This is a genomic window from Aquimarina brevivitae (assembly GCF_004216895.1).
In the GTDB taxonomy this organism is placed as follows: domain Bacteria; phylum Bacteroidota; class Bacteroidia; order Flavobacteriales; family Flavobacteriaceae; genus Aquimarina; species Aquimarina brevivitae.
Window position 1 is genome coordinate 1135559 of sequence record NZ_SGXE01000001.1, and the last position, 25241, is coordinate 1160799.

The window sequence follows — 25241 nt, forward strand, 5'->3', positions numbered from 1 at the left end:
ATGAAATTAAGCAACAGTACCCTGGCAGCTACTACCAGCGCCTGCAGTACATCCGTAGCAATGTTGTGATATTATAATATTTCTATCATTAAGTACATCTTCATTGTACTCACTAATATGTTTTACTTTACTCGCTACCTTTAAATCCAACATTTGGTTAAAATCACAATCATAAAGCCATCCATCCCAGCTCACTGAAATGGTATTGGTGCACATTACGCTTGCCACCGCAGCGGGATTATAGGCTTCTACTAAGGCATACATATAATCTTCATAATTATCAGAAGCGATTAAATAATCCAAAAATCGACTAATTGGTAAGTTGGTTATGGCAAATAAGTTATGAAAATGGATTCCAAAATCTTCTAAAAGTGCTTTTTTAAAGTCTTTTTCCATGGCAGCCTGATCTCCAGGTAAAAATGCACCAGATGGATTATAAACTAAATCCAATCGCAGATCACTACCAGGCACTCCATAACCTCGATCATTAAGTTCTTGTAGCGCCTTAATGGAGGCGTCAAAAACTCCACTTCCTCGTTGTTTATCTGTTTTACCTCTTGTCCAGTGGGGCATAGAGGATACTACATGTATATTATGTTTTTTAAAAAAATCCGGAAGGTCATAATACTTCTTATTAGCACGGATGATGGTTAAATTACTTCTTACAATAAAATCTTTAATACCCGCTTTACTAGCTTCTTCAACAAACCATCTAAAGTTAGGATTCATTTCTGGTGCACCACCAGTGAGATCCAAAGTATGAGCTCCTGTGTTTTTTATCACTTCAATACACTGTAGCATCGTTTCTTTAGTCATAATTTCTTTGCGATCAGGTCCAGCATCCACGTGACAATGCTCACATACCTGATTACACATATAACCTACATTGATCTGAAGAATCTCTAGCTTTTTAGGTTTTAACGGAAATTGATTTGATGCTGCAATTTTATCGGCAAACTTGGGTAATTCACCACTTGCAAAAATTCCGTTGCTCAGAATTTCTAATTGCCGATGCGACTCTGCTAGCTGATCATTTCTTTTATGTAAGGATTGCTTTTTTTTGATTTCGGACATCTTCTTTTCTTTAGTTAATTATTCAGGTAAAACAGAAATTATCAGATAGTATTAGTGGTATTGTGATATTCCTGATCGTAAGTCTTGCATTAAAAAAATATCACATTTCCAGTTTGTTCACTTTATTCATCATCATTACTCCATGTACCAGTGTCGCACCACTTTTGATAGCTGCACCCACATGGATGGCTTCCATCATTTCTTCTTTGGTAACTCCCCTTTGTAAAGTGTCTTTGGTATACGCATCTATGCAATAAGGACATTGTTCGGTGTGTGCCACAGCAAGGGCAATTAATGCCTTTTCTCTTGCAGATAATGCGCCTTCTTCAAAAACTTTACCATAATAGTCAAAAAATTTCTCTCCTAATTCTTCACTCCATTCCGTGATATTTCCAAATTTTCTTAAATCCGCTGGGTCATAATATGTTTTTGACATGTGTGTAGTTCTTTATTAGTTAATCTGACGTTTGATTTTAGGTAAACTTACAAAAGCTTAATAATAAACAATTGAATTGGTAATATATGAAAGTCTCAGAAGAAAATTGGAATTTAAATTTTAAAAATAAATGCTTAGTGAAAATGGTTATTTTTAAAAAGTACCAAGAAAAGCCTTAATTTAGACAAAAGATATGATCATATTTAAAACGTTTATTTTGGGATTATGAGAAAAAAAGTAACGCTTAAACAATTGGCCAGAGAATTAAACCTGTCAATCTCTACGGTTTCGAAATCTTTAAAAAATGATCCTGAAATTAGTGAAAAAACGATCAACAGAGTTCACGAACTGGCTCAATTTTACAATTATAAACCTAATGCACTAGCCGTAAGTTTAAAAAGCAATAGGACAAAAACAATTGGTATCCTTTTACCTGAAATCTTGAATCATTTTTTTGCTAAGGCATTAAATGGTATCGAAAAGGAAGCCTCTGCCAGAGGATACAAGATACTTACCTGTATAACCAATGAGTCCTATGATAAAGAGGTGGAGTATATGGAAATGCTTAATCATAGTAGTGTAGATGGATTTATTATTGCTCTGAGCGAGGAGACCCAAATAGTAAATAAATATGATCATTATGAAGCCCTTAAACGTGAAAAAGTACCCGTCGTAATGTTTGATCGAGTATGGGATCAAATGGATTGTGATAAAGTGATTGTTGACGATGCCGAAGCCTCGCGCAATGCGATACAATATTTGGCAGACTCTGGCTGTACTAATATAGCTGTTATTACCACTATTGGTGATCTTAATGTAGCAAAACTTAGAATTGAGGGGGCACACCAATCTGCTGAAAAAAATGGGTTGCTTTTGAAAGGGTTAACATTGAAAAACGCAACTCACGCTGAAGAAGAAATATATAATTTTTTAAAGAATACAGCTATTGATGCAGTTTTGGGATTAGATGAAACTTCCGCAGCAGTAACTATAAATAGCTGTCATCGTTTGGGTTATAAGATTCCAGAGGATGTTTCTGTAATAGGCTTTTCTGACGGAATCTTGTCAAAATACTCATACCCTAAGTTATCTTCCATTTCACAACACGCAGAAGATCTGGGTGCAAAGGCAGTAACAATGCTAGTTGACCATATAGAAAACACTAAAGATTCTTACACACCGCGAACAGAAGTTATTAAAACCTCTCTAATTCTAAGGGACTCCACCAATTAGCAAATGAAGCTTGGTAATTGATGAGATTATTTGATCCGGTTTGTGGATAAGAAACTAGTCTGCTAAACGTAATCTTAGTAACACATTAGCGAATTTTAAATTGAGAAAGCCGAAGAGATTTCATAAATAATGACGGATAAAAAAAGTATACAAGCAGAATATATAAATAGAATAAACAGGGTTTTTGAATATATAGATGCTAATTTGTCGTCCGATTTGTCATTGGAAACCATCGCAGCAGTTGCCTTTTTTTCTCCCTATCATTTTCATCGAATTTTTAAATACATTACCACCGAAACCTTAAAAGAATATGTGTCCAGGAGACGATTAGAGAAGTCAGCTTTAGACATCTTACATAGCAATGAATCCATTACGGTTATTGCATTGAAGTATGGATATAGTGATAATCCATCCTTTACTAAGGCATTCAAAAAATACTTTGGCGTCAGCCCTACGGGCTTTCGTAAACAAAATCCTAATAAGCATAATAAGATTAGACAACGCTATAGCAAGAATGGACAAGTATATCCTGATTACGAAAAATATATTTGTGCCCTAACTAATCTTAATACTTGGATCACCATGAATGCAAAAATTGAAATTAAAGAAATGCCAGCAGTGAATTTGGCTTATGTAACCAGCCTAGGGGTGCATAATATTCAAAATGCATATAGTACCTTAATGCAATGGGCAACGCCACAAGGACTTCTAAACCCAACAACTACAATGATAACACGTTATCACGATAGTTTTAAAGTAACACCCGCTGATAAAGTTAGAATGAGCGCATGTTTAGTATTGGATAAACCCGCTAAGAAGTCAGATGAGGTAGCGTTTACCACCTTGGAAGCAGGAAAATGCATAGTTAGTCGTTTCGAAATAGGATTGGAAGAATTCGAAAAATCTTGGACTGGTTTGTTTCTTTGGATGAATACAAATGGATATAAAAAAGCGGATCGTGATCCTTTTGAAATATATCACAATAACTTCAATGATCATCCAGAGAAAAAAGCAATTGTGGACTTATGTATACCAGTTCAATAGTTTACTATGTATAGGAAGTAAAGTATAAATTGTAATAATTCTGAAGGGGTTCAGCTGGAACTTTCATTTTATGTAAGTTAAAATATTCTAGCCAATGCTTATAAAGGACATTTTATTTTATTGTATTTTAAGAGGGTAATTTTAAGTGCTTATGCCTGATAAGAAATACATCGTAGCCTTTGATCAAGGCACTACAAGTACTCGTGCTATTATTTTTGACCAAAATGGAACAATTGTTGGGATGGCTCAGCAGGAGTTGGATCAAATTTATCCCCAGAACGGTTGGGTAGAACACGACCCTGAACAGATTTATACACATCAACAAGAAGTTTTTGCTAAAGTTTTAAAGGAGAATCAAATTGATGTCTCTACTATAAAAGCAATAGGAATAACTAATCAGCGCGAAACCACTATAGTTTGGGATAAAACAACAGGTAAACCGATTTATAATGCAATCAATTGGTTAGATAAGCGGACAAAAGACATTTGTAATGAACTAAAAAAAAGCGGATTACAAGAATATGTAATAAAAACAACAGGTCTAGTCATTGACTCCTATTTTTCTGCAACCAAGATTAAATGGATACTAGACCATGTTGAAGGTGCGAGAGCTAAAGCTGAAAAAGGCGACTTTTTGTTTGGTACAGTTGACACTTGGTTAATTTGGAAGTTTACAAATGGGAAAAATCATCTGACCGACCATACGAATGCTTCCAGAACGTTACTGTATAATATTATAGACTTACAGTGGGACTCTAAAATGTTAAAAACTTTAGACATTCCTTTGCAAATGTTACCCAAAGTACAAGCGTCAGCTTCTGATTTTGGAACAATTAGCGTTGGGGATTATAAAATTCCGATCTATGGTGTAGCCGGTGATCAACAAGCAGCACTATTTGGTCAAGGCGGAGACAAAAAAGGGGTAGCTAAAAACACCTATGGAACAGGATGCTTCATGTTATTAAATACAGGAAAAAAGCCCTCTTTTTCTAAAAATGGATTGGTAACAACACTTTGTGCTAGTTTTGAGGATCGTAAAGTTAAATATGCTTTAGAAGGAAGTATTTTTGTAGCAGGAGCATCTATGCAATGGCTTAGAGACAAACTGCAAATGATAGATGAGGTGTCAGAAACTGAATCCATTTGTTTTAATACTACGATTGCAGAAGATTTATATGTGGTTCCTGCATTTACTGGCTTAGGGGCACCCTATTGGGATATGGAGGCAAAAGGAGCTATTTATGGTTTAAGTCTTGATAGTGGCAAAAATGAAATTATTAAAGCCACAGTGCAGTCTATTGCTTATCAAACCCGGGATGTGCTCGAAGCTATGACAGCAGACAGTGGTCAGTTAATGAAAGTTTTAAAAGTAGATGGTGGTGCGAGTGCAAATGAGTATTTAATGCAATTTCAATCAGATATACTAAATGTTGAAGTAGATCGACCACAGATGTTGGAAGTTACAGCTTTTGGTGCAGCTTTATTAGCAGGTATAAAAGCAGGATTGTGGACTAAGCAAGATGGATCCATTTTTAGAGATAATAACACATTGTTTAAACCTCAGTGGAATGAGCATATTAGGTTCAAAAAATATAGAGGATGGCAATTTGCTGTAGAACGGACAAAAACAGCAAATATTAACAAACTATTCATTAAAGAAGAAGATCTCATTCATTTTTCGGTATTGGATAGAAAAACACAATTAAAAAGAGCCAAAAAGAAACGATATGACTTAGTGGTGATTGGAGGGGGAGTTACAGGGGCAGGTATTGCCTTGGATGCTGCATCAAGAGGAATGAAAGTATGTCTTATAGAGAAAAATGATTTTGCATCGGGTACCAGTAATAAGTCCACAAAATTGATACACGGTGGATTAAGATATTTGAAACAATTTGAAATTGGTCTTGTAAAGGAAACAGGTTTAGAGCGGGCAGTGGTACATAAGCTAGCTCCACATTTAGTAGTTCCTGAAAAAATGTTGTTGCCAATCGTAGAAGGAGGAAATTACGGTAAACTTATGGCGTCTTTTGGCTTAAAAGTTTATGACCTTTTAGCAAATGTTGATGAGGACGATAAGCGCAAAATGTTAACTAAGGAAGAAACTTTAGCAAAAGAACCACTTTTAAAGGAAAAAGATTTACTGGGTGGTGGGTTTTATGCTGAATACCGTACCGATGATGCGCGATTAACGATTGAATTACTTAAAAAGGCCAATGAATACGGGGCAAATTGTATTAATTATTGTGAGTTTACCTCTTTTGAGTACAATCCAAAGGGCAAAATTAAAGCTATTAAATGTAGAGACCATAATTCTGGTGATGAAGTTTTGATTACAGCCAGAAATTTTGTTTCTGCTGCAGGTCCCTGGGTAGATTTATTGCGAAAAAAAGATCAATCGATGAACAAAAAGCAATTGCGTCTCACTAAAGGAGTACATCTGGTGTTTGCAAGAGAACGTTTTCCTTTATCACAATCCATATACTTTGATGTGCCTGATGGGCGTATGGTTTTTGCAATTCCAAGGGGCCGGACCACTTATGTAGGAACAACAGATACAGAGTACTCCGGTAACTTAAATAGGGTAGTGGCTACCAAGGAAGATGCAAGGTACTTACTCAATGCTGTTAATCATATGTTTCCTGATTTGAAATTGGATATCCATGATATTGAATCCAATTGGGCAGGACTAAGACCTTTAATACACGAAGAGGGAAAGTCCCCTTCAGAACTGTCCAGAAAAGATGAGATCTTTCAATCCAAAAGTGGTTTGATTTCTATTGCAGGAGGTAAATTAACAGGCTATAGGAAAATGTCTCAGCGTGTTATTGATGCTTTGTTAAAAACTATGGATACGAAGCGAAAGGACAAATTTAAAAAATCAGTAACCAGGACATTGACATTAACTGATCAAGCCTTGGCAGACGAAAATGATGTAAAACGGTATACACAAATTGTAGCAGAAAGACTTCAAAAGTTTGGAGTCGAAGACAGCTATTTTGCTGTATATCTCATTGCGAATTACGGTAAACAAACAGACTTTATTTTAGATAAAATCAATTATTTTTTAAATGAAGATATCGAAGCAAGATTAATTAGAGCAGAGTTGTGGTACACCATAAATTATGAAATGGTAAATAGCCTGGCTGATTTTTTTGTGAGAAGAACAGGTCGATTATATTTTAATATCCACACCATCCGTAAATATCGAGGAATTGTTCAAAATGATTTTATAAAATATTTAGGTTGGGATGAACAACGATTAGCAAAAGAAAATGAAGATTTAGATCTCTTACTACAAGACGCCACAACGTATTATGAAAAAGAATTCGACTAAAATCGCCCAATCACTCCCAATTGACCAGCTCCTATTTTGAGATCCCAGGATATTTTGGTTTTTTTCTCTTCGTAAGTATATCTATTGTTTTTCTTTAGGTAATTATCAATTCCATCAACAATAACCACACTTAGTGCAACTCCCAGCACAATATCAGTTAGCCAATGAGCATCACTCCACATTCTGCTAACCGGGGTTAATAGGCCTAAAGCATACAAACCACCTTTAATATAAGGACTTTCAAATTGTTTGGATATAGCATACATAGTGGTAAAAGATAAAATAGCGTGTCCTGATGGGAAAGAATGATACCCGGCTTCGTGCGACCAAAATCGAAAACTTAGATTTCCTTCGCCCATATCTGGCCTAGCTCTTCCAACCAATGTCTTACTAAAGGTTTGTAATAATCCACCCGCGGTTGCCGATGCAATTAGTAAAACTCCTGTTTTTCGGATTTTTTCATTTTTCGTAAATAATCCTATGGTATAAATTCCGGTAGTAAGTCCATAATTAAATAACGGTTTGCCAAATCGAAATCCAACTTGTTGGACAAATGGAGGGACTCCAGCACTTTGGTTGGTAAAATATTCATTAGCAGGTTCATCAACCGTTAATAACAACGCGCTTCCGGCAACAATTCCACCAAAAAGAGCCCAATCTTTTCCTTTCCAACGGGCAGGTTGGGTATAAGCATTAACTACACCTCCATAAATCGAAGCTCCATCATACTTAATCATTTGCCAGGTAGTTAGGGTGTCCTTCTGTGTTAATGTTTCTTGAGCGAAAACTTTACTACAAATAAAAGTTGAAAATACAAGAAAAGTTAGAAAAGTTATTCTGGGTTGCATATAGAGGTCTTAAAGAGCACAAAAGTAAGAACTTTATTGACATTTGTAAAAACAAAAAAAACTTAACAGTTCGGTGCCGATCCTTCGGGGTAAAGATGGTGCCTCCAACCTTTGCACGGGATGACTAGATGCTCCGATGTAATAACGATCTGCCTTCTCGGAATGAATGATGTATAAATAGTGCATAGATAAAAGCTAAAAACAAAAAACCCGAACTGTTGTTCGGGTTTTAAAGGTGGTGCCTCCAGGAATCGAACCAGGGACACAAGGATTTTCAGTCCTTTGCTCTACCAACTGAGCTAAGGCACCTTTTTGCCTGTGCTTTTAAAGCGTTAGCGGGTGCAAATATAGAATGCTTTTTTTAATACGCAAAAGAAAAATTTAAAAAAATGGTTTTGTATTTTTGCATTTTTTATAAGGCACTATGAATCTTGTAATTGATGTTGGAAATACAGCGATAAAACTTGGAGTTTTTGAACACTACAAACTAGTTGATCATAAAAGGACAACTGCTGCAGCGTTTTTTGAGCTTTTTCAAAAAACTATACAGAAGTATAATACAATAGATGCCGTGATTTTTTCTTCTGTAGGAAATTTAGATACACAAAGTCTATCCTTGATTAAAGATTATGATTTGGAACTTGTAGAGCTTTCTCATCGATTAAAAATGCCTTTCAAAAATTTATACCTAACTCCCGAAACCTTAGGTGTAGACCGATTAGCTCTCACCGCTGCTGCTGTTAGTAAATTTCCAAAGAAAAATGTACTGATTATTGATGCAGGTACTTGTATTACCTATGATTTTAAAAATAGCAATGAAGAGTATTTAGGAGGAGCTATTGCACCTGGTATAGCACTGCGCTATTCAAGTTTGCATCATTATACAGCTAAGCTTCCTTTGTTATCGATAAAGGAACCGGATGCACTTATTGGAAAATCTACAGAACAAGCAATTCATACAGGAGTAATTCTTGGCGTTATTGCTGAAATTGATGGAATAATACGGGAATATTGCAACATATATGATGATTTAACAGTTATTTTAACCGGTGGGGATGCACATTTTTTGTCTAAAAGATTAAAAAATAGCATATTTGCCACCTCTAATTTTTTATTGGAAGGACTGAATTACATATTAGGAATTAATAAAAGTAAATGATAAAGAAGATTTTAGTAGTAACACTGGTATTAATTACCGGTTATTCTTATGCTCAGGAAGGTACGACTTCCCCCTACTCTTTTTATGGTATAGGATTACAAAAATTTAAGGGTACGGTTGAAAATCGTTCTATGGGTGGATTGAGCATGTTAAGTGATAGTATACACTTAAATCTTCAAAATCCGGCTGCTTATGGAGATCTAAGACTTACAGCTTATACAATAGGTACAACTTATGGAAAATATAGTATAGAAAACGAAACAGCATCCTCATCAAAGGATAATGCTACGATCGAATATTTAGGATTAGGAATCCCGATGGGTAAATTTGGTTTAGGTTTTGGAGTTATCCCATCTACAGCTGTAGGTTATGATTTAATTTCTCTAGAAGGAAGCGAAACAGAAAGAAGATTTACAGGTAGAGGAGGTTTAAATAAAGTATATGTATCTGCCGGAATAAATCTTAATGAGAATTTAAGTGTAGGTTTGGATTTTAATTATAACTTTGGAAACATTGAAACGAAGGCTATTTTAAGGAATCCTGATCTTGAACGTGGTACAAGAGAAATTAACAGTTCAGACTTATCAGGTGTTGGTTTTGCTATAGGGATAAATTATAAATCGCTAATTACTGAAAAACTTGAGCTAACCGCTTCAATAGTATCCAGGCCGTCTTCTAAATTGTCTTCGGATAACTCTAGAGAATTAGCTACAGTAAACGTAGATAATTTTGGAAGAGAGATTGTTTTTGAAAGTCAAAACATTTCTGTAGCAGACAGTGATCTTGATTTGCCTGCAGAACTTAAGATTGGTACTGGTATTGGAGAGCCTAAAAAATGGTTTGTTGGAGCTGAATTTAATTTCCAGGATACGGAGAATTTTTCGGATCGAATTTCTGGCAATAATGATAATAATGTTAGCTACGAAAATGCATTATCGTATAAGATGGGAGGGTATTTTATTCCTAAATTTAACTCCTTAACTAGTTATTTTAATAGAGTAGTTTATCGAGCAGGTATACGATATGAAAAAACAGGATTGAACATTAATAATCAATCAATAGATGAGTTTGGCATATCTTTTGGAGTAGGATTGCCAGTGGGAAGCTTATTCTCCAACGCCAACTTAGGATTTGAGTATGGCCAAAGGGGAAGGACCGATTTCGGTTTAGTAAGAGAAAACTTTTTTAATTTCTCTGTAAGTTTATCACTAAATGATAAATGGTTTAGACAATTAAAATTTAATTAACTACAATTTAATACGCTATGAACACTAAAGTTATATTTACAATAGCAGCAGGATTAGTATTAGGAGCTTCAACTATGAACGCTCAGGCTACCGACTGTGCTACTACGGCTTCTATAGCCTATGAGCATGCTAAAGTAAAAAATTATGATGCAGCTGAGGAGCCACTTTGGAAAGTAAGAAAAGAGTGTCCTACATATAGTTTAGCTACTTTTCAATATGGAGAAAAGCTTTTAGAACATAAATATAAAAATGCTCCTGATGCCCAAAAAACGGCATTAGCCAAAGACCTTATCCAACTATGGAAAGAACGTTATCAGTATTTTCCTGGTAAAACCAAGATAGCAGACATGCACGGAGAGATTGGTCAGTTAATGCACGATAATAATATCGGTACTAAAGAAGCGCAATTAGCAGAGTTTGAAAAAGCTTGGAAAGAGGATAGAAAGAATTTTGACAATCCTAAAAAATTATATACGTTTTTCTCTATAGTTGTAGATCTTCAGGATGAAGGTAAAAAAGATCTTCAAGATGTATTTACGCTTTATGACGACGTAATAGAAAAGATAGAAGAAGAAGAAAACGATAAAGCTGAAAAGATTAATGCTTATACAGAAAAAGAAGAAGCAGGAGAAACACTTTCTAGTAAGGATAGCAGAAGATTAAAAATGTATTCTGCAATTTTATCTAACTTCAGTAAAGTAAAAGCTGGGGTTAATCAAAAACTTGGAGAAAGAGCAGATTGCGAAAATTTGATTCCTTTGTACAATAGTCAGTTTGATGCTAAGAAAGGTGATATCAAATGGTTAAAAGGAGCGGCTAGTAGAATGTCGTCTAAAGAATGTACTGAAGATCCTTTATTCTTTAAGTTAGTGGAAGCGCTACACGCGGCAGAACCATCCGCAAAATCGGCTTATTATTTAGGATTATTAGCGCTAAAAGATAAAAAGACGTCAACGGCTTTAGATTATTTTAATCAGTCAGCTGAACTTGAGACTAAAGGAAGTGAAAAAGCAAAAGTGTATTATAAGATTGCTGAAACACTAAGAAAAAAAGGAAGTTTTGGTAGTGCAAGATCTTATTACAAGAAAGCACTTAGCTTTAAGCCATCGATGGGTATTGCATACCTTAAAATAGCAAATATGGTAGGAGATAGTGCTAATAGTTGTGGTGATAATAAGTTCAACAAGCAAGCAGTATATTGGTTAGCTGCGAATTATGCAGAGCGTGCTGCTAAGGTTGATCCAGGTTTATCTTCTAACGCACAAAAAGCTGCGGCAAGATACAGAGCATTGGCGCCTTCTAAAACAGATATCTTCAACAATCCAGAAATTAAATCTGTAAAGATTGGATGTTGGATCGGAGAAACGGTTAAAGTACCTAAGCTTTAATAATGAACAAAAAGCCATACAGGATTATCATAAACTTTGTCACAGCATTAGCTGTGACATTGTTTTTTTCGTGTCACGACAACAAACAGACTACGACTAATCCTGAGGTTTTTAAAAATACCCCCGAGGGTGAAGCTTTCAATGTAAATTTGAAATATACCGACTCTGGCCGCTTAATGGCGGTGCTCAAATCACCTAAAATCTTAAATTTTAATAACAAGTCATTTGGATATTGGGAGTTTCCTGATGGTGTTGTTCTGGATATAATAGATGAGGAAGGTAAGGTGAGTGTAATAAAAGCTGATTTTGCCATAAGTTATCCGCAAACAAATTTGATCGATATGAGAGGTAATGTTGATATTCTTACCGCGGACAGTACTCGCTTAAAGGCACAACAATTGTACTGGGATCAAGAAGCGAATTGGATTTTTACGGACTATCCTTATACTAGTATTTTGCCCGATGGAACGATCAATGAAGGTGATGGTTTTGATGCTAATCAAGATTTTACTATATTAAATTCTAGGATAAATGAAGGCGTTTTATTTATCAAAGATTAAAATAATGAATAATGAAATTCCAATTCTAATAGCGTTATAAATGAACAAGATTTTTCGTTTCTTCGAAATAGCATATCTATTTATCGCAGTTTTCTTTTCTTATCAGGCGTTTATTGAATGGGGTCAAGAAGGTGGACGCAGTTATATTTATATATTCTTTGCTATCTTAGCAGTGCTTATGTTTTTCTTCAAAAGAAATTTTAGAAAACGCTACGAAGCTAACAATAAAAACAATTAATGGAAATTCAGATTCTGGTTATTGTTTGTTCTCTTATTCTCTCAGCTTTCTTCTCAGGAATGGAAATTGCTTTTGTTTCTTCCAACAAAATTCACATTGAAATAGAAAAAAAACAAGCAGGTTTTCTAGCTAATATTTTAAGAAGATTAACGAAAAAACCATCAAAATTCATTGCCGCGATGCTGGTGGGTAATAATATAGCTCTTGTTGTTTATGGGTTTTATATGGGTGAGCTATTGATTACTGTTTTCGAATCTTTACTACCGTCATCTTATTCAGTTGTACACTATATTTTTTCTGATCTAAGGTTGCTGAGTCAAACTTTTATTTCTACCTTAATCATACTACTTACTGCAGAGTTTTTACCAAAAGTATTTTTTCAGATATACGCAAACGTGTTACTTAAGATTTTTTCGTTTCCCGCGTATGTTTTTTACGTGTTGTTTGCTCCAATATCTTCATTTGTTATTTGGGTGTCGGATTATGTACTAAAGAAATTTTTTAAAACGGATGGTGATCAAGTACAGTTGGCGTTTACCAAAACTGAACTCGGAGATTATATCACGGAGCAAATGGAAACCGTTGAAGCCCATGATGAGATTGATAGTGAAATTCAGATTTTTCAAAACGCTTTAGAATTTTCAGATGTAAAATGTAGAGAGGTAATGATTCCACGTACAGAAATCATTGCTGTAGAACAATCACAAGCGGTAGATGAAGTAAGTAGCCTTTTTACAGATACGGGCTTGTCAAAAATTTTGGTCTATAATGATTCCATAGATGATATTATTGGATATGTACATTCGTTTGAATTATTTAAGAAGCCTAAATCGTTAAAAAGTATACTGTTACCCGTCGTTTTTGTGCCGGAAACTATGTTTATAAAGGATTTGTTGAACCTTTTGACTAAAAAACATAAGAGTATGGCTGTAGTAATTGATGAATATGGAGGTACAAGTGGTATAATTACTGTAGAGGATATTGTAGAAGAATTATTTGGTGAAATTGAAGATGAACACGATACTGCTGAGCTTATTGAACTAACTTTAGCCGAGAACAAATATAAATTTTCCGCCAGGCTAGAGGTGGATTATATCAATGAAGTATATAAGATAGATATCCCGGAGAGTGAGTATTATGAAACTCTTGGTGGATTCATTGTAAACCATACAGAAGAAATTCCACAGCAAGGAGATATCATACAGATCGAATCTTTTAAAATTACCATTCTTGAAACTTCTAACACTAAAATCGAAATAGTTGAAGTCGAAGTAGTACCACAAGATTGATAATAGTAATAGTTTTGTAGTTTCATTTTTATAAAAAATTACTACCTGCTTTAAGGAACTTCATCCTAGAAAAAACTTAAGCCTATAACTTATTAACTAATGGCTTTTAGATCCACTTTTTTAAATCAAAAAAAGTGTAAATACTTTTCATTTTTAAATTGGTATTATTGCAATAAAATGGTATTTTCGCCCACTATATTTGAATAAATAATACAAAACAATGGCAGTTTTAAATAAAATCAGACAACGCTCGGTATTTCTTATTGTTATTATCGCATTAGCGTTGTTTTCTTTTGTTTTAGCAGATTTAATTAGAAATGGTGGAGCTATTTCTCAAAAATCGCAAAACACGATTGCAACCATAAATGGTAAAGATATCGATAGAACCCAATTTGCTGAAAAAGTAGAAGCAGCAAACCGTAATTTCGGTCCTAATGCTTCAAGCCTTCAGGCTGTAAATTACGTGTGGAATCAAGAGATTCGCTCTACAGTGTATGAGGAGCAGTTTGAAGAACTAGGTATTATTGCAGGGAAAGATCAGGTTAATGATTTATTAGCAGAAGCTTTAGCTAGTAATCCTACTTTTCAAAATGAGGCAGGTAATTTCGATAAAGCGAAGATGAGTGAGTATGTAGCTAATGTTAAGGAGACTTCTCCGCAAGGTTACAAGCAATGGGTAGACTATGAGCAATCGATCGCTAAGAGTGCCAAAGAGCAGACCTATCTTACCTTGGTTAAGGCGGCTGTAGGAGCAACTTTAAAAGAAGGTCAAATTGCCTACAAGATGGAAAATGACAATGTAGATATACAGTATGTCCAGTTGCCATATGCTTTGGTTACTGCAGATGAAGTTACGGTTACTGATTCTGAAGTTGAGGCATATATTAAGAAACATCCTGAGCAGTATAAAGCAGAAGCTTCTAGAGATATTAGATACGTATTTTTCGAAGAGAAGCCTAGTGCTGTAGATGAAGAGGAAACCATGAAACAGGTAGCAGCATTGTTAGAAGATAAAGCTGAATTTAGAAATAATGTCGTTGATACGGTTAGAGGATTAAAAAACACTTCTGACGCTAAAGAATTTGTAGCGCAGTATTCAGCGTTACCATTTCAGGATCGATTTATATTTAAAAAGGATTTACCTGCAGCAGTAGCTGATACAATTTATAATCTTGAAGTGGGTAATGTTTATGGCCCCTATAAGGATGCTGATTATATCAAGATTTCAAAGGTAATTGCACAAGAGCAGATGCCAGATTCGGTTAAGACTAGTCATATTTTAGTGTCTTGGCAAGGATTAAGTACTGCTGGTGATACCCAAAGAACTAAAGAAGAAGCCAAGAAGTTAGCTGATAGTATTCTTACTGTGGTTAAAACTAACGGGGATAAATTTGATGAGCTTGCTGCTGAATATTCAGCGGATACCTCTAACAAAGATAAGGCTGGAGATCTTGGTTTTGCAATACCAGGTATGATGGTACCTCCGTTTAATGATTTTATTTTTCAAAATCAAACAGGTGATATTGATGTGGTAGAGACCTCATTCGGGTATCACGTAGTTCGGATTGAAGAACAAAAGAATGAACAAAAAGCAATTAAAGTTGCTACAGTGGCGGTTAAGGTAGAACCAAGTGAAAAAACACTAAATGAAACGTTTACAGAGACCACCAAATTTCAAATAGCAGCATCAGAAGGAGATTTTGCCGAGATAGCAAAAGAAAAAGATTTACAAGTGCGCCCGGTGAATAATATGAAGAGCATGGACGAAAATATACCAGGAGTAGGTAGTCAACGTTCTATCGTACAGTGGTCTTTTAACGAAGAAACAGCAGTAGGCGATATTAAGCGTTTTGAGGTAAAAGGAGGTTATGCAGTAGTGCAGTTAACCAGTAAAGCATCTGAAGGTCTTATGAAAGTAGAAGATGCCGCTGCCACAGTTAGACCTATTTTAATAAGAGAGAAAAAAGCTGAAATCCTAAAAGGCAAACTGTCTGGTTCATCCTTAGAAGACGTTGCTAAAAGTCAAGGACAAACGGTTAAAACGGCATCGGCTTTAAATATGAAAACACCAACCATATCAGGAGCAGGTACAGAGCCCAAAGTAGTGGGTACAGCTTTTGCGCTAGAGGTGGGTAAATTATCTCAGCCAATTGTAGGCAAAAATGGAGTATATCTTATTAAGGTATTGAAAAAGACAGACGCACCAGAGCTAGAAAGTTATTTGAGCTTTGCAACCCAAACTTCTATGGAACAAGCAAATTCAGCAAATTCAAGAGTATTTAACGCGTTGAAAGAAGCTGCAGAAATTGAAGATAATAGAGCAAGATTCTACTAGAATCTAAGCAACCGATATAAAAAAAACCGAACAGTAACTGTTCGGTTTTTTTTATATTAATGATGTGGTTTATGTTTTACTACGCAGTTTTTGTTCCCATTTCCAGGCAGAAGCTAAGGCATCTTTCAAAGTGCTCTTCGATTGCCAACCCAATTCTTTATTTGCTTTTGTGGTATCAGCAAAAGCTGCAGTTACATCGCCCTCTCTACGTTCTACAATTTTATAAGGTAATGATTTACCTGAAACGGCTTCAAAAGCTTTTATAGCTTCCAAAACGGAACTTCCTGTGCCAGTACCTACATTAAAAAACTCATAGTTTGTTTTATTACTATGCGCTAATAAACGTTTCAGTGCTACAACGTGTGCTTTGGCTAAATCTACGACATGTATATAATCTCTGATGGCAGTGCCATCTTTAGTAGGATAATCTCCTCCAAAAACAGATAATTGATCTCGTAAGCCCGCTGCTGTTTGTGTAATAAAGGGGACAAGGTTTTGAGGTACTCCTAAAGGCAGTTCGCCAATAGCAGCACTTGGATGTGCACCTATTGGATTAAAATAGCGGAGCGATATTGCATTGAGCTGTGCATTAACCCTACAGGTATCCTGTATAATCTCTTCTCCAATTTGTTTGGTATTTCCATAAGGCGACTCAGCGGGTTTTACAGGTGCATTTTCTGTAATCGGTAATTCATCAGCTTGACCATAAACGGTACAAGAGGAGCTAAAGATGAAATTAGCTGTTTTAAGTTTTACTAATTCTTGTAGTAAATAGACCAAGGTAGCAATATTATTTTCATAATAAAGTAATGGGTCTGCTACACTTTCTCCAACTGCTTTTGAAGCAGCAAAATGAATCACTCCGATGATATCTTGATGCCGTTTAAAGAAATCAATCACATCAGCTTTATCACGCAAATCAAAATTTTCAAATATAGGCATTTGACCAGTGATGGCTGCTATGCCGTTAAGAACACCTGTAGAAGAATTAGAGCAGTTGTCGATTATAACTACCTCGTATCCTTCATTTTGAAGTTCTACAACGGTATGTGAACCAATGTAACCAAGACCACCGGTAACCAAAATTTTCATATATATAAGAATAGGTTTGTTGTACTATACAAAGAACAACAATTATAGAATTTTTGCAACTTCTTGATTCACAAATTCTAAGAACCGTTCATCTTTTTCAGTAAATGGATCTGGAGTATCAGAATCAATATCAATTTGACCTATATTCTCTCCATTTTTAAAAAGAGGAATCACAATTTCTGACTTTACATTTATACTACAAGCGATATAATTATCTTGTGCTTGTACGTCCGGAACTACAAAATTTTCATTGGATACCGCTACCTGTCCACAAATTCCTTTACCAAATGGAATGATTTCATGGTCAGTGGGTGCGCCGACATATGTTCTTAGCTTGAGTTCTTCTTTATCACCATTTTTAAAATAAAACCCCACCCAGTCATAATATTCCACGGATTCCTGTAATAATTTGCAAACATCGTTTAGTCGATCTGTTACCTCTCTATTAGTATCAGCAAGAAGCCCACTTACTTTGGGTTTAAGACTTTCCAATTCCATAGTATTTCTCAATTTTAATCGCAAAAGTATTTAAAATAATTACAAATGTAGAATCAAATTTCATTTATAGTTTTGTTAAAAAGAAGGGTTGAATTCATTAATAGTTATCTAATTAGGAAGTTTTCTTTACTTTTGTATTACAAATGAAAACAATTATTAAAAATAGTATCTCCATTTTTATGACAGTAGTACTGCTGTTATCTACGTTTTCATTTACTATTCAAAAGCATTATTGTGGAGCCACGCTTGTGGATACTGCCTGGTTCGTAAAGGCTGAGGACTGCGGAATGAAAGGCATGGATTCCTTGTCCATGATGTCAAGCAACGATAATGTAAAAAGAAAAAGCTGTTGCAAGGATGAATTGATCATTATTCAAGGTCAAAATGAGTTAAAAAATAATCTACACGTCTATAAGGTCAACCAGACCTCAGCATACGTTGCTCCTATTTTTTTAACTTTTGAGTTTATTCCTAACACCGAAACGCAAAGGGTGCTTTTTATTAATAATCCTATACCTCCTCCACCGAGTAATAAGCTCCATAAGCTTTACGAAACATATTTGATTTGATTAAACTACAGTGTTGAGATGGGTTATATTCCATTTACAACCAGTGCTATGATGTATGTTTAATTAAAAATAATGGTTATGCTCAATAAAAGCATAAAATTTCTAATAGAAAATAAATTAGTTGCAACCCTGCTATTACTATTATTAATAGGATGGGGTTTAATTAATGCCCCTTTTAATTGGGACCTCAAAATATTGCCAAATTATCCGGTTGCAGTGGATGCCATACCTGATATTGGTGAAAATCAGCAAATTGTTTTTACCAAATGGGAAGGAAACTCACCACAGGATATTGAAGACCAAATTACGTATCCTCTTACCACTGCATTACTCGGGATACCGGGGGTAAAAACTATTCGAAGCAATTCGATGTTTGGGTTTTCTAGCATTTATATCATTTTTGAAGAGGATATTGAATTTTATTGGAGTAGAAGTAGGATACTCGAAAAATTAAATTCACTTCCATCAGGATTGCTGCCGAAAGGGGTCAATCCAACTTTAGGTCCTGACGCCACTGCTCTTGGTCAGATATTTTGGTATACGCTCGAAGGACGTGATGAAAATGGGAAGGTTACCGGAGGGTGGGACCTACAAGAGCTGCGTAGCATCCAAGATTATTATGTTAAATATGGATTATCTTCTGCTTCCGGTGTTTCTGAAGTAGCTTCTATTGGTGGATATGTACAAGAATATCAGATCGATATTGACCCTGAGCTTATGCGTCAATATGGTGTTAGTTTAGATGCAGTGGTACAAGCTGTTAAAAACAATAATCGCGATACGGGTGCTCAGACTTTGGAAGTAAATAAAGTGGAATATGTAGTACGTGGGCTAGGGTATATCCAAAATATTGAAGAGTTACGCCAGGCAGTAGTGGCTTCTGAGGCCTATACGGCTATCCGGATACAGGATATTGCTACCGTACATCTAGGGCCAGCAAACCGAAGAGGTATTTTGGATAAAGAAGGAGCAGAGGTTGTCGGTGGTGTGGTAGTAGCCAGATATGGAGCAAATCCATTAGAAGTTATCAATAACGTCAAAAAACAGATTACTGAAATCAGTGCTGGTTTGCCTGTTAAGGAATTAAAGGATGGTAGGACGTCTAAGCTAACCATAGTGCCATTTTATGATAGAACGGAATTAATTCAAGAAACACTGGGCACACTAAATGAAGCCTTAACCTTAGAAATCATAATAACGGTACTTGTAATTGTTTTAATGGTATTTAATTTAAGAGCTTCCGTTTTGATATCAGGTCTTTTGCCTGTAGCGGTATTGATGGTTTTCATTTTTATGAAGTTATTTGAGGTAGATGCGAATATTGTAGCACTTTCAGGTATAGCCATCGCAATAGGTACTATGGTCGATGTAGGGGTAATTCTTACAGAAAATATCATACGACATATCGAAGAAGACGAGAAAGGTTTATCAACGAATACCTTAGTATATAACGCTACGGCAGAAGTATCGGGTGCGATTCTCACGGCCGTAATGACTACAATCATTAGCTTTCTTCCTGTCTTTACTATGATAGGCGCCGAAGGTAAGTTATTTAGACCCTTAGCTTTTACTAAAACGATGGCCCTGATCGCTTCTATTTTTATTGCCTTGTTTATTATTCCGCCTTTTGCCGCGATGATATTTAAAAGAAATAAGTACAACAACAAGTGGAAATATGTTGGAGCTGTATTGTTGATACTTACCGGGGTTACCTTATTAGTTTTTGGTTATTGGGTAGGTCTTGTACTTGTAGCTTTTGGTATCGTAAGGGTTTTAAAAATAAGGCAAATCTTTGGTCAGCAACGCTATACGATGGCCAACGTGATTGTTACTGTAGTCTTTATTGTTTTCCTACTCGCTTATTATTGGCGTCCACTTGGTTTTCAGAATACTCTAGTGCTCAATGTATTTTTTGTTGCTTTAATCTGTGGATTGATTTTGGGGGTTTTTTATGTGTTTAGAATGTATTACACCCGTTTATTAACCTGGGCATTACATCATCGATTAGTATTCTTAAGCATACCTGCATTGCTTATTGTTTTAGGATATTATATCATGAGACAAACGGGAGAGGAGTTTATGCCTTCGTTAAATGAAGGTTCGTTTTTGCTCATGCCAACTTCGATGCCTCACGCGGGGGTAGAGGAAAATAAAAGGATTTTGCAATTACTGGATATGGGCGTAGCAACGATACCAGAAGTAAAAACGGTGGTAGGCAAATCGGGTAGAACAGAATCTGCACTAGATCCAGCCCCATTATCGATGTATGAAAACATTATACAATATAAATCAGAATACTTAACCAACGAAGAAGGTGCTAAACAAAAATATAAAGTCAATGATAAAGAATATTTTGTTTTAAAAGAAGGAGGGGTAGTTGTAAACCCAAATAATAATTACGATACTGCAGATCAAGATAAAATTAGATTTGACATCACACACCAAGATCTGATCGTGGATGAGGATGGAGAATATTATCGAAACTGGAGACCAGAAATTAAGACCACAGACGATATTTGGAATGAGATCAGCAAAGTAACCAAATTGCCAGGAATCACATCAGCCCCTAAATTACAACCTATAGAAACCAGATTGGTTATGCTTCAAACAGGAATGCGTGCTCCTATGGGAATTAAAGTTAAAGGTCAAGACCTGAAAACTATTGAACAATTTGGCTTGAAATTAGAAAATTATTTAAAGCAGGTTGAAGGGGTAAAAACGGAAGCTGTTTTTGCGGATAGAATTGTCGGTAAACCTTACTTAATATTAGTGATTAACAGAGAGCGTCTGGTAAGGTATGGAGCTTCCGTTGAAGATGTTCAGCGTGTTATTGAAATAGCAATTGGTGGAATGAAGTTAGCGGAGACTGTAGAGGGCAGAGAGCGTTATGGAATACGGATTCGCTATCCGAGAGAACTTAGAGAGACACCAGAGGATTTACGAAACATATATGTGCCAGTAGCAAAGGGTAATCCTGTTCCTTTAAGTGAGTTAGTCACCATTACTTATGAGCAAGGACCACAATCTATTAAAAGCGAAAATACATTTCTCGTGGGTTATGTACTTTTTGATAAAATGGATGGATTTGCGGAAGTTGATGTAGTTGAAAATGCACAAGAATTTTTAACCGAAAAAATTCAACGTAAAGAGCTTGTTGTCCCAAAGGGAATTAGTTATCAGTTTACGGGTACTTACGAAAATCAGATACGAGCTGAGAAAACATTGTCTTTAGTCGTACCTCTTGCTTTGCTAATCATATTTATTATTTTATATTTTCAGTTTAGGTCAGTGGCCACCTCATTAATGGTATTTAGTGGTATAGCCGTTGCATTTGCTGGAGGTTTTCTGATGATTTGGTTATATGGGCAGGATTGGTTTTTAAATATTTCATTGTTTGGAGAAAACCTGCGAACGCTCTTTAACATCAAAACGATAAATTTAAGTGTTGCGGTATGGGTAGGTTTTATAGCGTTATTTGGTATTGCCACAGATGATGGTGTGGTTATGGCAACATACCTAACACAAACATTTGAACGAAACAAACCAGATTCTAAAAAGCAAATCGTTGATGCCGTAATTGAGGCAGGTAATATGCGGATAAGGCCTTGTTTGATGACCACAGCAACGACGATACTGGCGCTATTACCGATCTTAACAAGTACAGGTAGAGGAAGTGATATTATGATTCCTATGGCGATACCTGCATTTGGCGGAATGATGGTGGCTTTAATTACCTTATTTGTAGTTCCTGTATTATACTCCTACAAGGCAGAATGGCAACTAAAAAGAAATACTGAGAATTGATAACTTACGTATGAAAAGTACTTTAAACATAAAATTTGGGATCATTGCTATATTTTTCCTTTTAGCTTCAGAAATGCTACAAAGCCAAACTTTGGCAGAACTTAAGGAAGAAGCAATTCAAAATAATCCTGAAATAGAGGCGGCTAGGGTTGCTGTATTGATGTCTGAAGAGAAAGTTAATGAAGCAGTAACGCTGCCAGATACTAATATAAGTATTGGATATTTTGTTAGCGAACCTGAAACTAGAACAGGACCTCAAACTGCAAGATTTTCTGCAGCTCAAAAGTTACCTTGGTTTGGTACCATAAAGGCTAAAAAGGATATGTTTAACACTGCTATAGCCATTGAGCAAAATAAGCTAGAAGTAGTGCAGCGCAAAGTAGTCCTCAAAATAGCGCAAAAATATTATCAGTTATATAGTATCCAGGCTAAACTAATAGTCCTGCAAAAACAGCTTGAGCTGATAGGTGTTTATAAGGAGATAGCGCTGAGCAAACTTTCAGTCAATGAAGCTTCAGCACTGGATATCCTAAAGTTAACGATGGCTCAAAACAACCTGAAAAAAAAGGAAGAAGTTCTTAAAGGTGAAAAAATCACCAAAGAAGCAGAGATGAATCAACTCCTTGACAGGGATGGTTTTGACCCCTTAATAATTCCAAATAATTTGGTGATTCCGGATGAAGAACCTACGTTGATTGTAGAGGATATAACGTATCATCCAGAGCTGTTAACTTATGAGGTAATGCAAGAGGTAGTCTCCCAAAAAAAGCAACTAAATCATAAGGAGTCATTACCTTCTTTGGGGCTGGGACTAGATTATGTTATTGTTTCAGAACGGACAGATATGAACCTTCCTGAAAATGGTAAAGATGTTGTAATGCCGATGGTAAGTTTTTCCATACCGCTGTTTTCCAAAAAATATAAATCATTGGATAAGCAATACGATTTAGAAACTGAAAATTTAAATCAGCAAAAAAGCTTAGCACAAAATAACCTGGAGGAAATTCTTGAAAAAACGATTAACACCAGAATCACTGCCAGAATTGATTATGACACACAAGTGGAAAATAGTACACAAGCTCAAGAAGCCGAAAAAATAATAAGAGCGACTTATGAAGCTGGTGAGGTAGAATTCACCGAGCTCTTGGAAATTCAGGATCTAATGCTTGATATTGAAATGAATAAAATTGAAGCGATTACCACTTATTTTATACAAACCGCGATTTTAAATTATTTAAGATAAAACTAATAACAAAAATGAACATTATGAAAAAAACAGTAGTACAACTAACAATGATCTTCGCAGCAGCTATATTGATAATATCTTGCGGCCAAGATAAAAAGACCGAAACTAAAGAAAGTCAAGAAACTACGGAGGAAAAACCAGCTGAAGTGGTTATTCAACCAATGGCAGATCTTGATGTCACCGACGCTAGTACTGACGTAAAGTTTGCAAATGAGTCTGTTAATGCTATTTATATCAATTACCTGAGGGTAAAAGCAGCACTTGTTAATTCTGATAATGCATTAACCATGAAGACCGGAAGCCAATTGTTTGACGCCATACCTGAGGATGAAGCTACAAAAGAACTAAAAGCAACGGCTGAATTATTGTCCGTTACTAAAGAGATAAAGAAGCAGCGTGATTTTTTTGTTACGCTTACTGACGAGGTAGAAAAGCTCATTAAAAACGAGGAAATAACTTCTGGCGAAGTTTATAAGCAGTTCTGCCCTATGGCATTTGAAGGACAAGGAGGTTTTTGGTTATCAAACTCTAAGGAAATTAGAAACCCATATTATGGAGATAAAATGTTAAAGTGTGGTTCTGTAAAAGAAACGATTAAGTAGATTGTATGCAAGACTTTTTAGATACGTGGGCTGAAGCCGCTTATACCACCGCTGGATTTTTCTGGATGGCACTCTGGGCTTTTATTCTTGGTTATCTAATTAGTAGTATGATCCAGATTTTTGTAACCGAAAAAAGGATGCAAGAAACAATGGGTGAAGACCAAAAGACCAAAGGTATTTTGTTAGGAACATTTTTTGGCTTCATAAGCAGCTCTTGTAGCTTTGCGGCTTTAGCATCGGCAAAATCATTATTTAAAAAAGGAGCTTCTTTTGTGTCTTCGCTCGCTTTTTTGCTAGCATCAACTAATTTGGTTATTGAACTTGGAATTATTATTTCAATTTTTTTAGGCTGGCAATTTGTAGTAGGCGAGTACGTAGGAGGGCTTTTGCTTATTTTAGTCAGTTGGGTTCTTGTACGACTTATTAATCCCAAAAAACTCATAGAAAAGGCTAGAAAAAATTTAGATAGTGAAAATGATGATGAAAACCTGGAGGTTTCCGAGAATTGGAAAACACAAATTGCACAGCAAGAGAACTGGGCCAAAGTAGGTAAAAAGTATAAAATGGAATGGCAAATGGTGTGGAAGGATGTTACCGTAGGTTTTACCATAGCCGGTATCATAGCAGCATTTGTTCCTGATACTTTTTTTCAAACGTTGTTTATCAATAGTGGATCGGGCAAGACTGATTTTACATTCATAGAAGTTTTGGAGCATAGTGTTGTTGGACCTTTAGCAGCTTTTTTAACGTTTATCGGTTCTATGGGTAATATTCCACTTGCGGCACTCTTATTTGGCAAAGGTGTAAGTTTTGCAGGGGTTATGGCCTTTATTTTTAGTGATTTGGTAGTGTTTCCTGTACTCAGAATAAACGCCAAATACTATGGGTGGAAGATGGCCTTGTTTATCCTATTGCTATTATTTGGTTCTTTATTAATAGCCTCTTTAAGCCTACACTATGCTTTTGACCTATTAAATATATTACCAGATCCTACACAAGTTAAAATTCAGGAAAGTGAATATTTTAAAATTGACTATACCTTTTATTTAAACCTAATTTTTCTTCTATTATCTGGTTACTTAGTGTATTTGGGCTTTTACAAACGGAAGGATGTAAAATTAAAAATGGGTGCGATGGCATCTAAAAGTAAATTATTAGAATCTATACTAAAATACCTTGCATTTGCTAGTTATGCGTGGCTGGTAGGGGGATTGATAATTAACTATATTATTTAAAAGATGAATT

21 protein-coding genes and 1 tRNA gene are annotated in these 25241 nt (G+C 35.6%); 15 read left to right on the forward strand and 7 right to left on the reverse strand.

Going from position 1 to position 25241, the window contains the following annotated elements; translation table 11 throughout:
• Positions 1-6 precede the first annotated feature (6 nt).
• Positions 7-1074: an arsenosugar biosynthesis radical SAM (seleno)protein ArsS gene (gene arsS, locus EV197_RS04820; protein WP_130285595.1), complete on the reverse strand. Its 1068-nt coding sequence runs from the start codon at positions 1072-1074 to the stop codon at positions 7-9.
• A gap of 100 nt (positions 1075-1174) precedes the next feature.
• The gene (locus EV197_RS04825; RefSeq protein ID WP_130285596.1) at positions 1175-1510 is read right to left on the reverse strand and encodes an arsenosugar biosynthesis-associated peroxidase-like protein; all 336 of its coding nucleotides are present in this window, start codon (positions 1508-1510) and stop codon (positions 1175-1177) included.
• A gap of 225 nt (positions 1511-1735) precedes the next feature.
• Here EV197_RS04825 and EV197_RS04830 point away from each other — a divergent pair, with 225 nt between their 5' ends.
• From EV197_RS04830 to glpK, 3 genes are all read left to right on the forward strand, one after another.
• Positions 1736-2743 (forward strand): LacI family DNA-binding transcriptional regulator, encoded by a 1008-nt coding sequence (locus EV197_RS04830; protein WP_130285597.1) that lies wholly within the window; start codon positions 1736-1738, stop codon positions 2741-2743.
• 129 nt (positions 2744-2872) lie between these two features.
• Entirely contained in the window at positions 2873-3787 is a 915-nt protein-coding gene (locus tag EV197_RS04835; RefSeq protein WP_130285598.1) for an AraC family transcriptional regulator, read from the forward strand.
• Between the two features lie 151 nt (positions 3788-3938).
• Positions 3939-7121, forward strand: coding sequence for a glycerol kinase GlpK (glpK, locus tag EV197_RS04840; protein WP_130285599.1), 3183 nt, complete (start codon positions 3939-3941; stop codon positions 7119-7121).
• Here glpK and EV197_RS04845 read toward each other — a convergent pair.
• The 3 genes from EV197_RS04845 to EV197_RS04850 form a co-directional block, all read right to left on the reverse strand.
• The gene (locus tag EV197_RS04845) at positions 7118-7969 is read right to left on the reverse strand and encodes a phosphatase PAP2 family protein (protein WP_130285600.1); all 852 of its coding nucleotides are present in this window, start codon (positions 7967-7969) and stop codon (positions 7118-7120) included. The genes glpK and EV197_RS04845 overlap by 4 nt on opposite strands.
• Before the next feature lie 33 nt (positions 7970-8002).
• Complete coding sequence (locus tag EV197_RS17290; RefSeq protein ID WP_423190646.1) at positions 8003-8155, reverse strand: GIY-YIG nuclease family protein; 153 nt, start codon at positions 8153-8155, stop codon at positions 8003-8005.
• Between the two features lie 50 nt (positions 8156-8205).
• Positions 8206-8278 (reverse strand) — tRNA-Phe (locus EV197_RS04850).
• A gap of 115 nt (positions 8279-8393) precedes the next feature.
• Here EV197_RS04850 and EV197_RS04855 point away from each other — a divergent pair.
• The 7 genes from EV197_RS04855 to EV197_RS04885 all read left to right on the forward strand — a co-directional run bounded on the left by EV197_RS04855 (position 8394) and on the right by EV197_RS04885 (position 16185).
• On the forward strand, positions 8394-9128 hold the full coding sequence (locus EV197_RS04855; protein ID WP_130285601.1) for a type III pantothenate kinase: 735 nt from the start codon (positions 8394-8396) through the stop codon (positions 9126-9128).
• Complete coding sequence (gene bamG / locus EV197_RS04860) at positions 9125-10375, forward strand: BamG family beta-barrel-assembly machinery protein (protein WP_130285602.1); 1251 nt, start codon at positions 9125-9127, stop codon at positions 10373-10375. The genes EV197_RS04855 and bamG overlap by 4 nt, the downstream gene beginning before the upstream one ends.
• 17 nt (positions 10376-10392) lie before the next feature.
• A complete protein-coding gene (locus EV197_RS04865) occupies positions 10393-11763 on the forward strand; it encodes a tetratricopeptide repeat protein (protein ID WP_130285603.1) in 1371 nt (456 codons plus the stop codon).
• A 2-nt stretch (positions 11764-11765) separates the two neighbouring features.
• Positions 11766-12323, forward strand: coding sequence for an LPS export ABC transporter periplasmic protein LptC (gene lptC, locus EV197_RS04870; protein ID WP_130285604.1), 558 nt, complete (start codon positions 11766-11768; stop codon positions 12321-12323).
• 40 nt (positions 12324-12363) lie between these two features.
• Positions 12364-12561: a hypothetical protein gene (locus EV197_RS04875; protein ID WP_130285605.1), complete on the forward strand. Its 198-nt coding sequence runs from the start codon at positions 12364-12366 to the stop codon at positions 12559-12561.
• Complete coding sequence (locus EV197_RS04880; protein WP_130285606.1) at positions 12561-13850, forward strand: hemolysin family protein; 1290 nt, start codon at positions 12561-12563, stop codon at positions 13848-13850. Before EV197_RS04875 ends, EV197_RS04880 begins: the two co-directional genes overlap by 1 nt.
• Before the next feature lie 220 nt (positions 13851-14070).
• Positions 14071-16185: a peptidylprolyl isomerase gene (locus EV197_RS04885; RefSeq protein WP_130285607.1), complete on the forward strand. Its 2115-nt coding sequence runs from the start codon at positions 14071-14073 to the stop codon at positions 16183-16185.
• A gap of 69 nt (positions 16186-16254) precedes the next feature.
• Here the strand turns inward: EV197_RS04885 and galE are convergent, their stop codons facing one another.
• Both galE and EV197_RS04895 read right to left on the reverse strand, forming a co-directional pair.
• Positions 16255-17277, reverse strand: a complete 1023-nt coding sequence (galE, locus tag EV197_RS04890; RefSeq protein ID WP_130285608.1) for a UDP-glucose 4-epimerase GalE — start codon at positions 17275-17277, stop codon at positions 16255-16257.
• Positions 17278-17319: 42 nt separating this feature from the next.
• Positions 17320-17775 carry a GAF domain-containing protein gene (locus EV197_RS04895; RefSeq protein WP_130285609.1) on the reverse strand — a complete coding sequence of 152 codons (456 nt, stop codon included), beginning with the start codon at positions 17773-17775 and terminating at the stop codon, positions 17320-17322.
• Positions 17776-17918: 143 nt separating this feature from the next.
• On the opposite strand from EV197_RS04895, the gene EV197_RS04900 reads away from it, so the two are divergent.
• From EV197_RS04900 to EV197_RS04920, 5 genes are all read left to right on the forward strand, one after another.
• On the forward strand, positions 17919-18344 hold the full coding sequence (locus EV197_RS04900; protein WP_130285610.1) for an HYC_CC_PP family protein: 426 nt from the start codon (positions 17919-17921) through the stop codon (positions 18342-18344).
• 78 nt (positions 18345-18422) lie between these two features.
• Positions 18423-22148, forward strand: coding sequence for an efflux RND transporter permease subunit (locus EV197_RS04905; RefSeq protein ID WP_130285611.1), 3726 nt, complete (start codon positions 18423-18425; stop codon positions 22146-22148).
• 10 nt (positions 22149-22158) lie between these two features.
• Complete coding sequence (locus EV197_RS04910; protein WP_130285612.1) at positions 22159-23391, forward strand: TolC family protein; 1233 nt, start codon at positions 22159-22161, stop codon at positions 23389-23391.
• A 23-nt stretch (positions 23392-23414) separates the two neighbouring features.
• On the forward strand, positions 23415-23996 hold the full coding sequence (locus tag EV197_RS04915; RefSeq protein WP_165389003.1) for a DUF3347 domain-containing protein: 582 nt from the start codon (positions 23415-23417) through the stop codon (positions 23994-23996).
• Between the two features lie 5 nt (positions 23997-24001).
• On the forward strand, positions 24002-25231 hold the full coding sequence (locus EV197_RS04920) for a permease (RefSeq protein WP_130285614.1): 1230 nt from the start codon (positions 24002-24004) through the stop codon (positions 25229-25231).
• Positions 25232-25241: the final 10 nt, after the last annotated feature.

Excerpts from the sequence above, each read along its gene's own strand:
- arsS (WP_130285595.1), bottom strand. The coding sequence starts at position 1,074 with ATGTCCGAAATCAAAAAAAAGCAATCCTTACATAAAAGAAATGATCAG.
- EV197_RS04825 (WP_130285596.1), bottom strand. The coding sequence starts at position 1,510 with ATGTCAAAAACATATTATGACCCAGCGGATTTAAGAAAATTTGGAAAT.
- EV197_RS04830 (WP_130285597.1), top strand. The coding sequence starts at position 1,736 with ATGAGAAAAAAAGTAACGCTTAAACAATTGGCCAGAGAATTAAACCTG.
- EV197_RS04835 (WP_130285598.1), top strand. The coding sequence starts at position 2,873 with ATGACGGATAAAAAAAGTATACAAGCAGAATATATAAATAGAATAAAC.
- glpK (WP_130285599.1), top strand. The coding sequence starts at position 3,939 with ATGCCTGATAAGAAATACATCGTAGCCTTTGATCAAGGCACTACAAGT.
- EV197_RS04845 (WP_130285600.1), bottom strand. The coding sequence starts at position 7,969 with ATGCAACCCAGAATAACTTTTCTAACTTTTCTTGTATTTTCAACTTTT.
- EV197_RS17290 (WP_423190646.1), bottom strand. The coding sequence starts at position 8,155 with ATGCACTATTTATACATCATTCATTCCGAGAAGGCAGATCGTTATTAC.
- EV197_RS04855 (WP_130285601.1), top strand. The coding sequence starts at position 8,394 with ATGAATCTTGTAATTGATGTTGGAAATACAGCGATAAAACTTGGAGTT.
- bamG (WP_130285602.1), top strand. The coding sequence starts at position 9,125 with ATGATAAAGAAGATTTTAGTAGTAACACTGGTATTAATTACCGGTTAT.
- EV197_RS04865 (WP_130285603.1), top strand. The coding sequence starts at position 10,393 with ATGAACACTAAAGTTATATTTACAATAGCAGCAGGATTAGTATTAGGA.
- lptC (WP_130285604.1), top strand. The coding sequence starts at position 11,766 with ATGAACAAAAAGCCATACAGGATTATCATAAACTTTGTCACAGCATTA.
- EV197_RS04875 (WP_130285605.1), top strand. The coding sequence starts at position 12,364 with ATGAACAAGATTTTTCGTTTCTTCGAAATAGCATATCTATTTATCGCA.
- EV197_RS04880 (WP_130285606.1), top strand. The coding sequence starts at position 12,561 with ATGGAAATTCAGATTCTGGTTATTGTTTGTTCTCTTATTCTCTCAGCT.
- EV197_RS04885 (WP_130285607.1), top strand. The coding sequence starts at position 14,071 with ATGGCAGTTTTAAATAAAATCAGACAACGCTCGGTATTTCTTATTGTT.
- galE (WP_130285608.1), bottom strand. The coding sequence starts at position 17,277 with ATGAAAATTTTGGTTACCGGTGGTCTTGGTTACATTGGTTCACATACC.
- EV197_RS04895 (WP_130285609.1), bottom strand. The coding sequence starts at position 17,775 with ATGGAATTGGAAAGTCTTAAACCCAAAGTAAGTGGGCTTCTTGCTGAT.
- EV197_RS04900 (WP_130285610.1), top strand. The coding sequence starts at position 17,919 with ATGAAAACAATTATTAAAAATAGTATCTCCATTTTTATGACAGTAGTA.
- EV197_RS04905 (WP_130285611.1), top strand. The coding sequence starts at position 18,423 with ATGCTCAATAAAAGCATAAAATTTCTAATAGAAAATAAATTAGTTGCA.
- EV197_RS04910 (WP_130285612.1), top strand. The coding sequence starts at position 22,159 with ATGAAAAGTACTTTAAACATAAAATTTGGGATCATTGCTATATTTTTC.
- EV197_RS04915 (WP_165389003.1), top strand. The coding sequence starts at position 23,415 with ATGAAAAAAACAGTAGTACAACTAACAATGATCTTCGCAGCAGCTATA.
- EV197_RS04920 (WP_130285614.1), top strand. The coding sequence starts at position 24,002 with ATGCAAGACTTTTTAGATACGTGGGCTGAAGCCGCTTATACCACCGCT.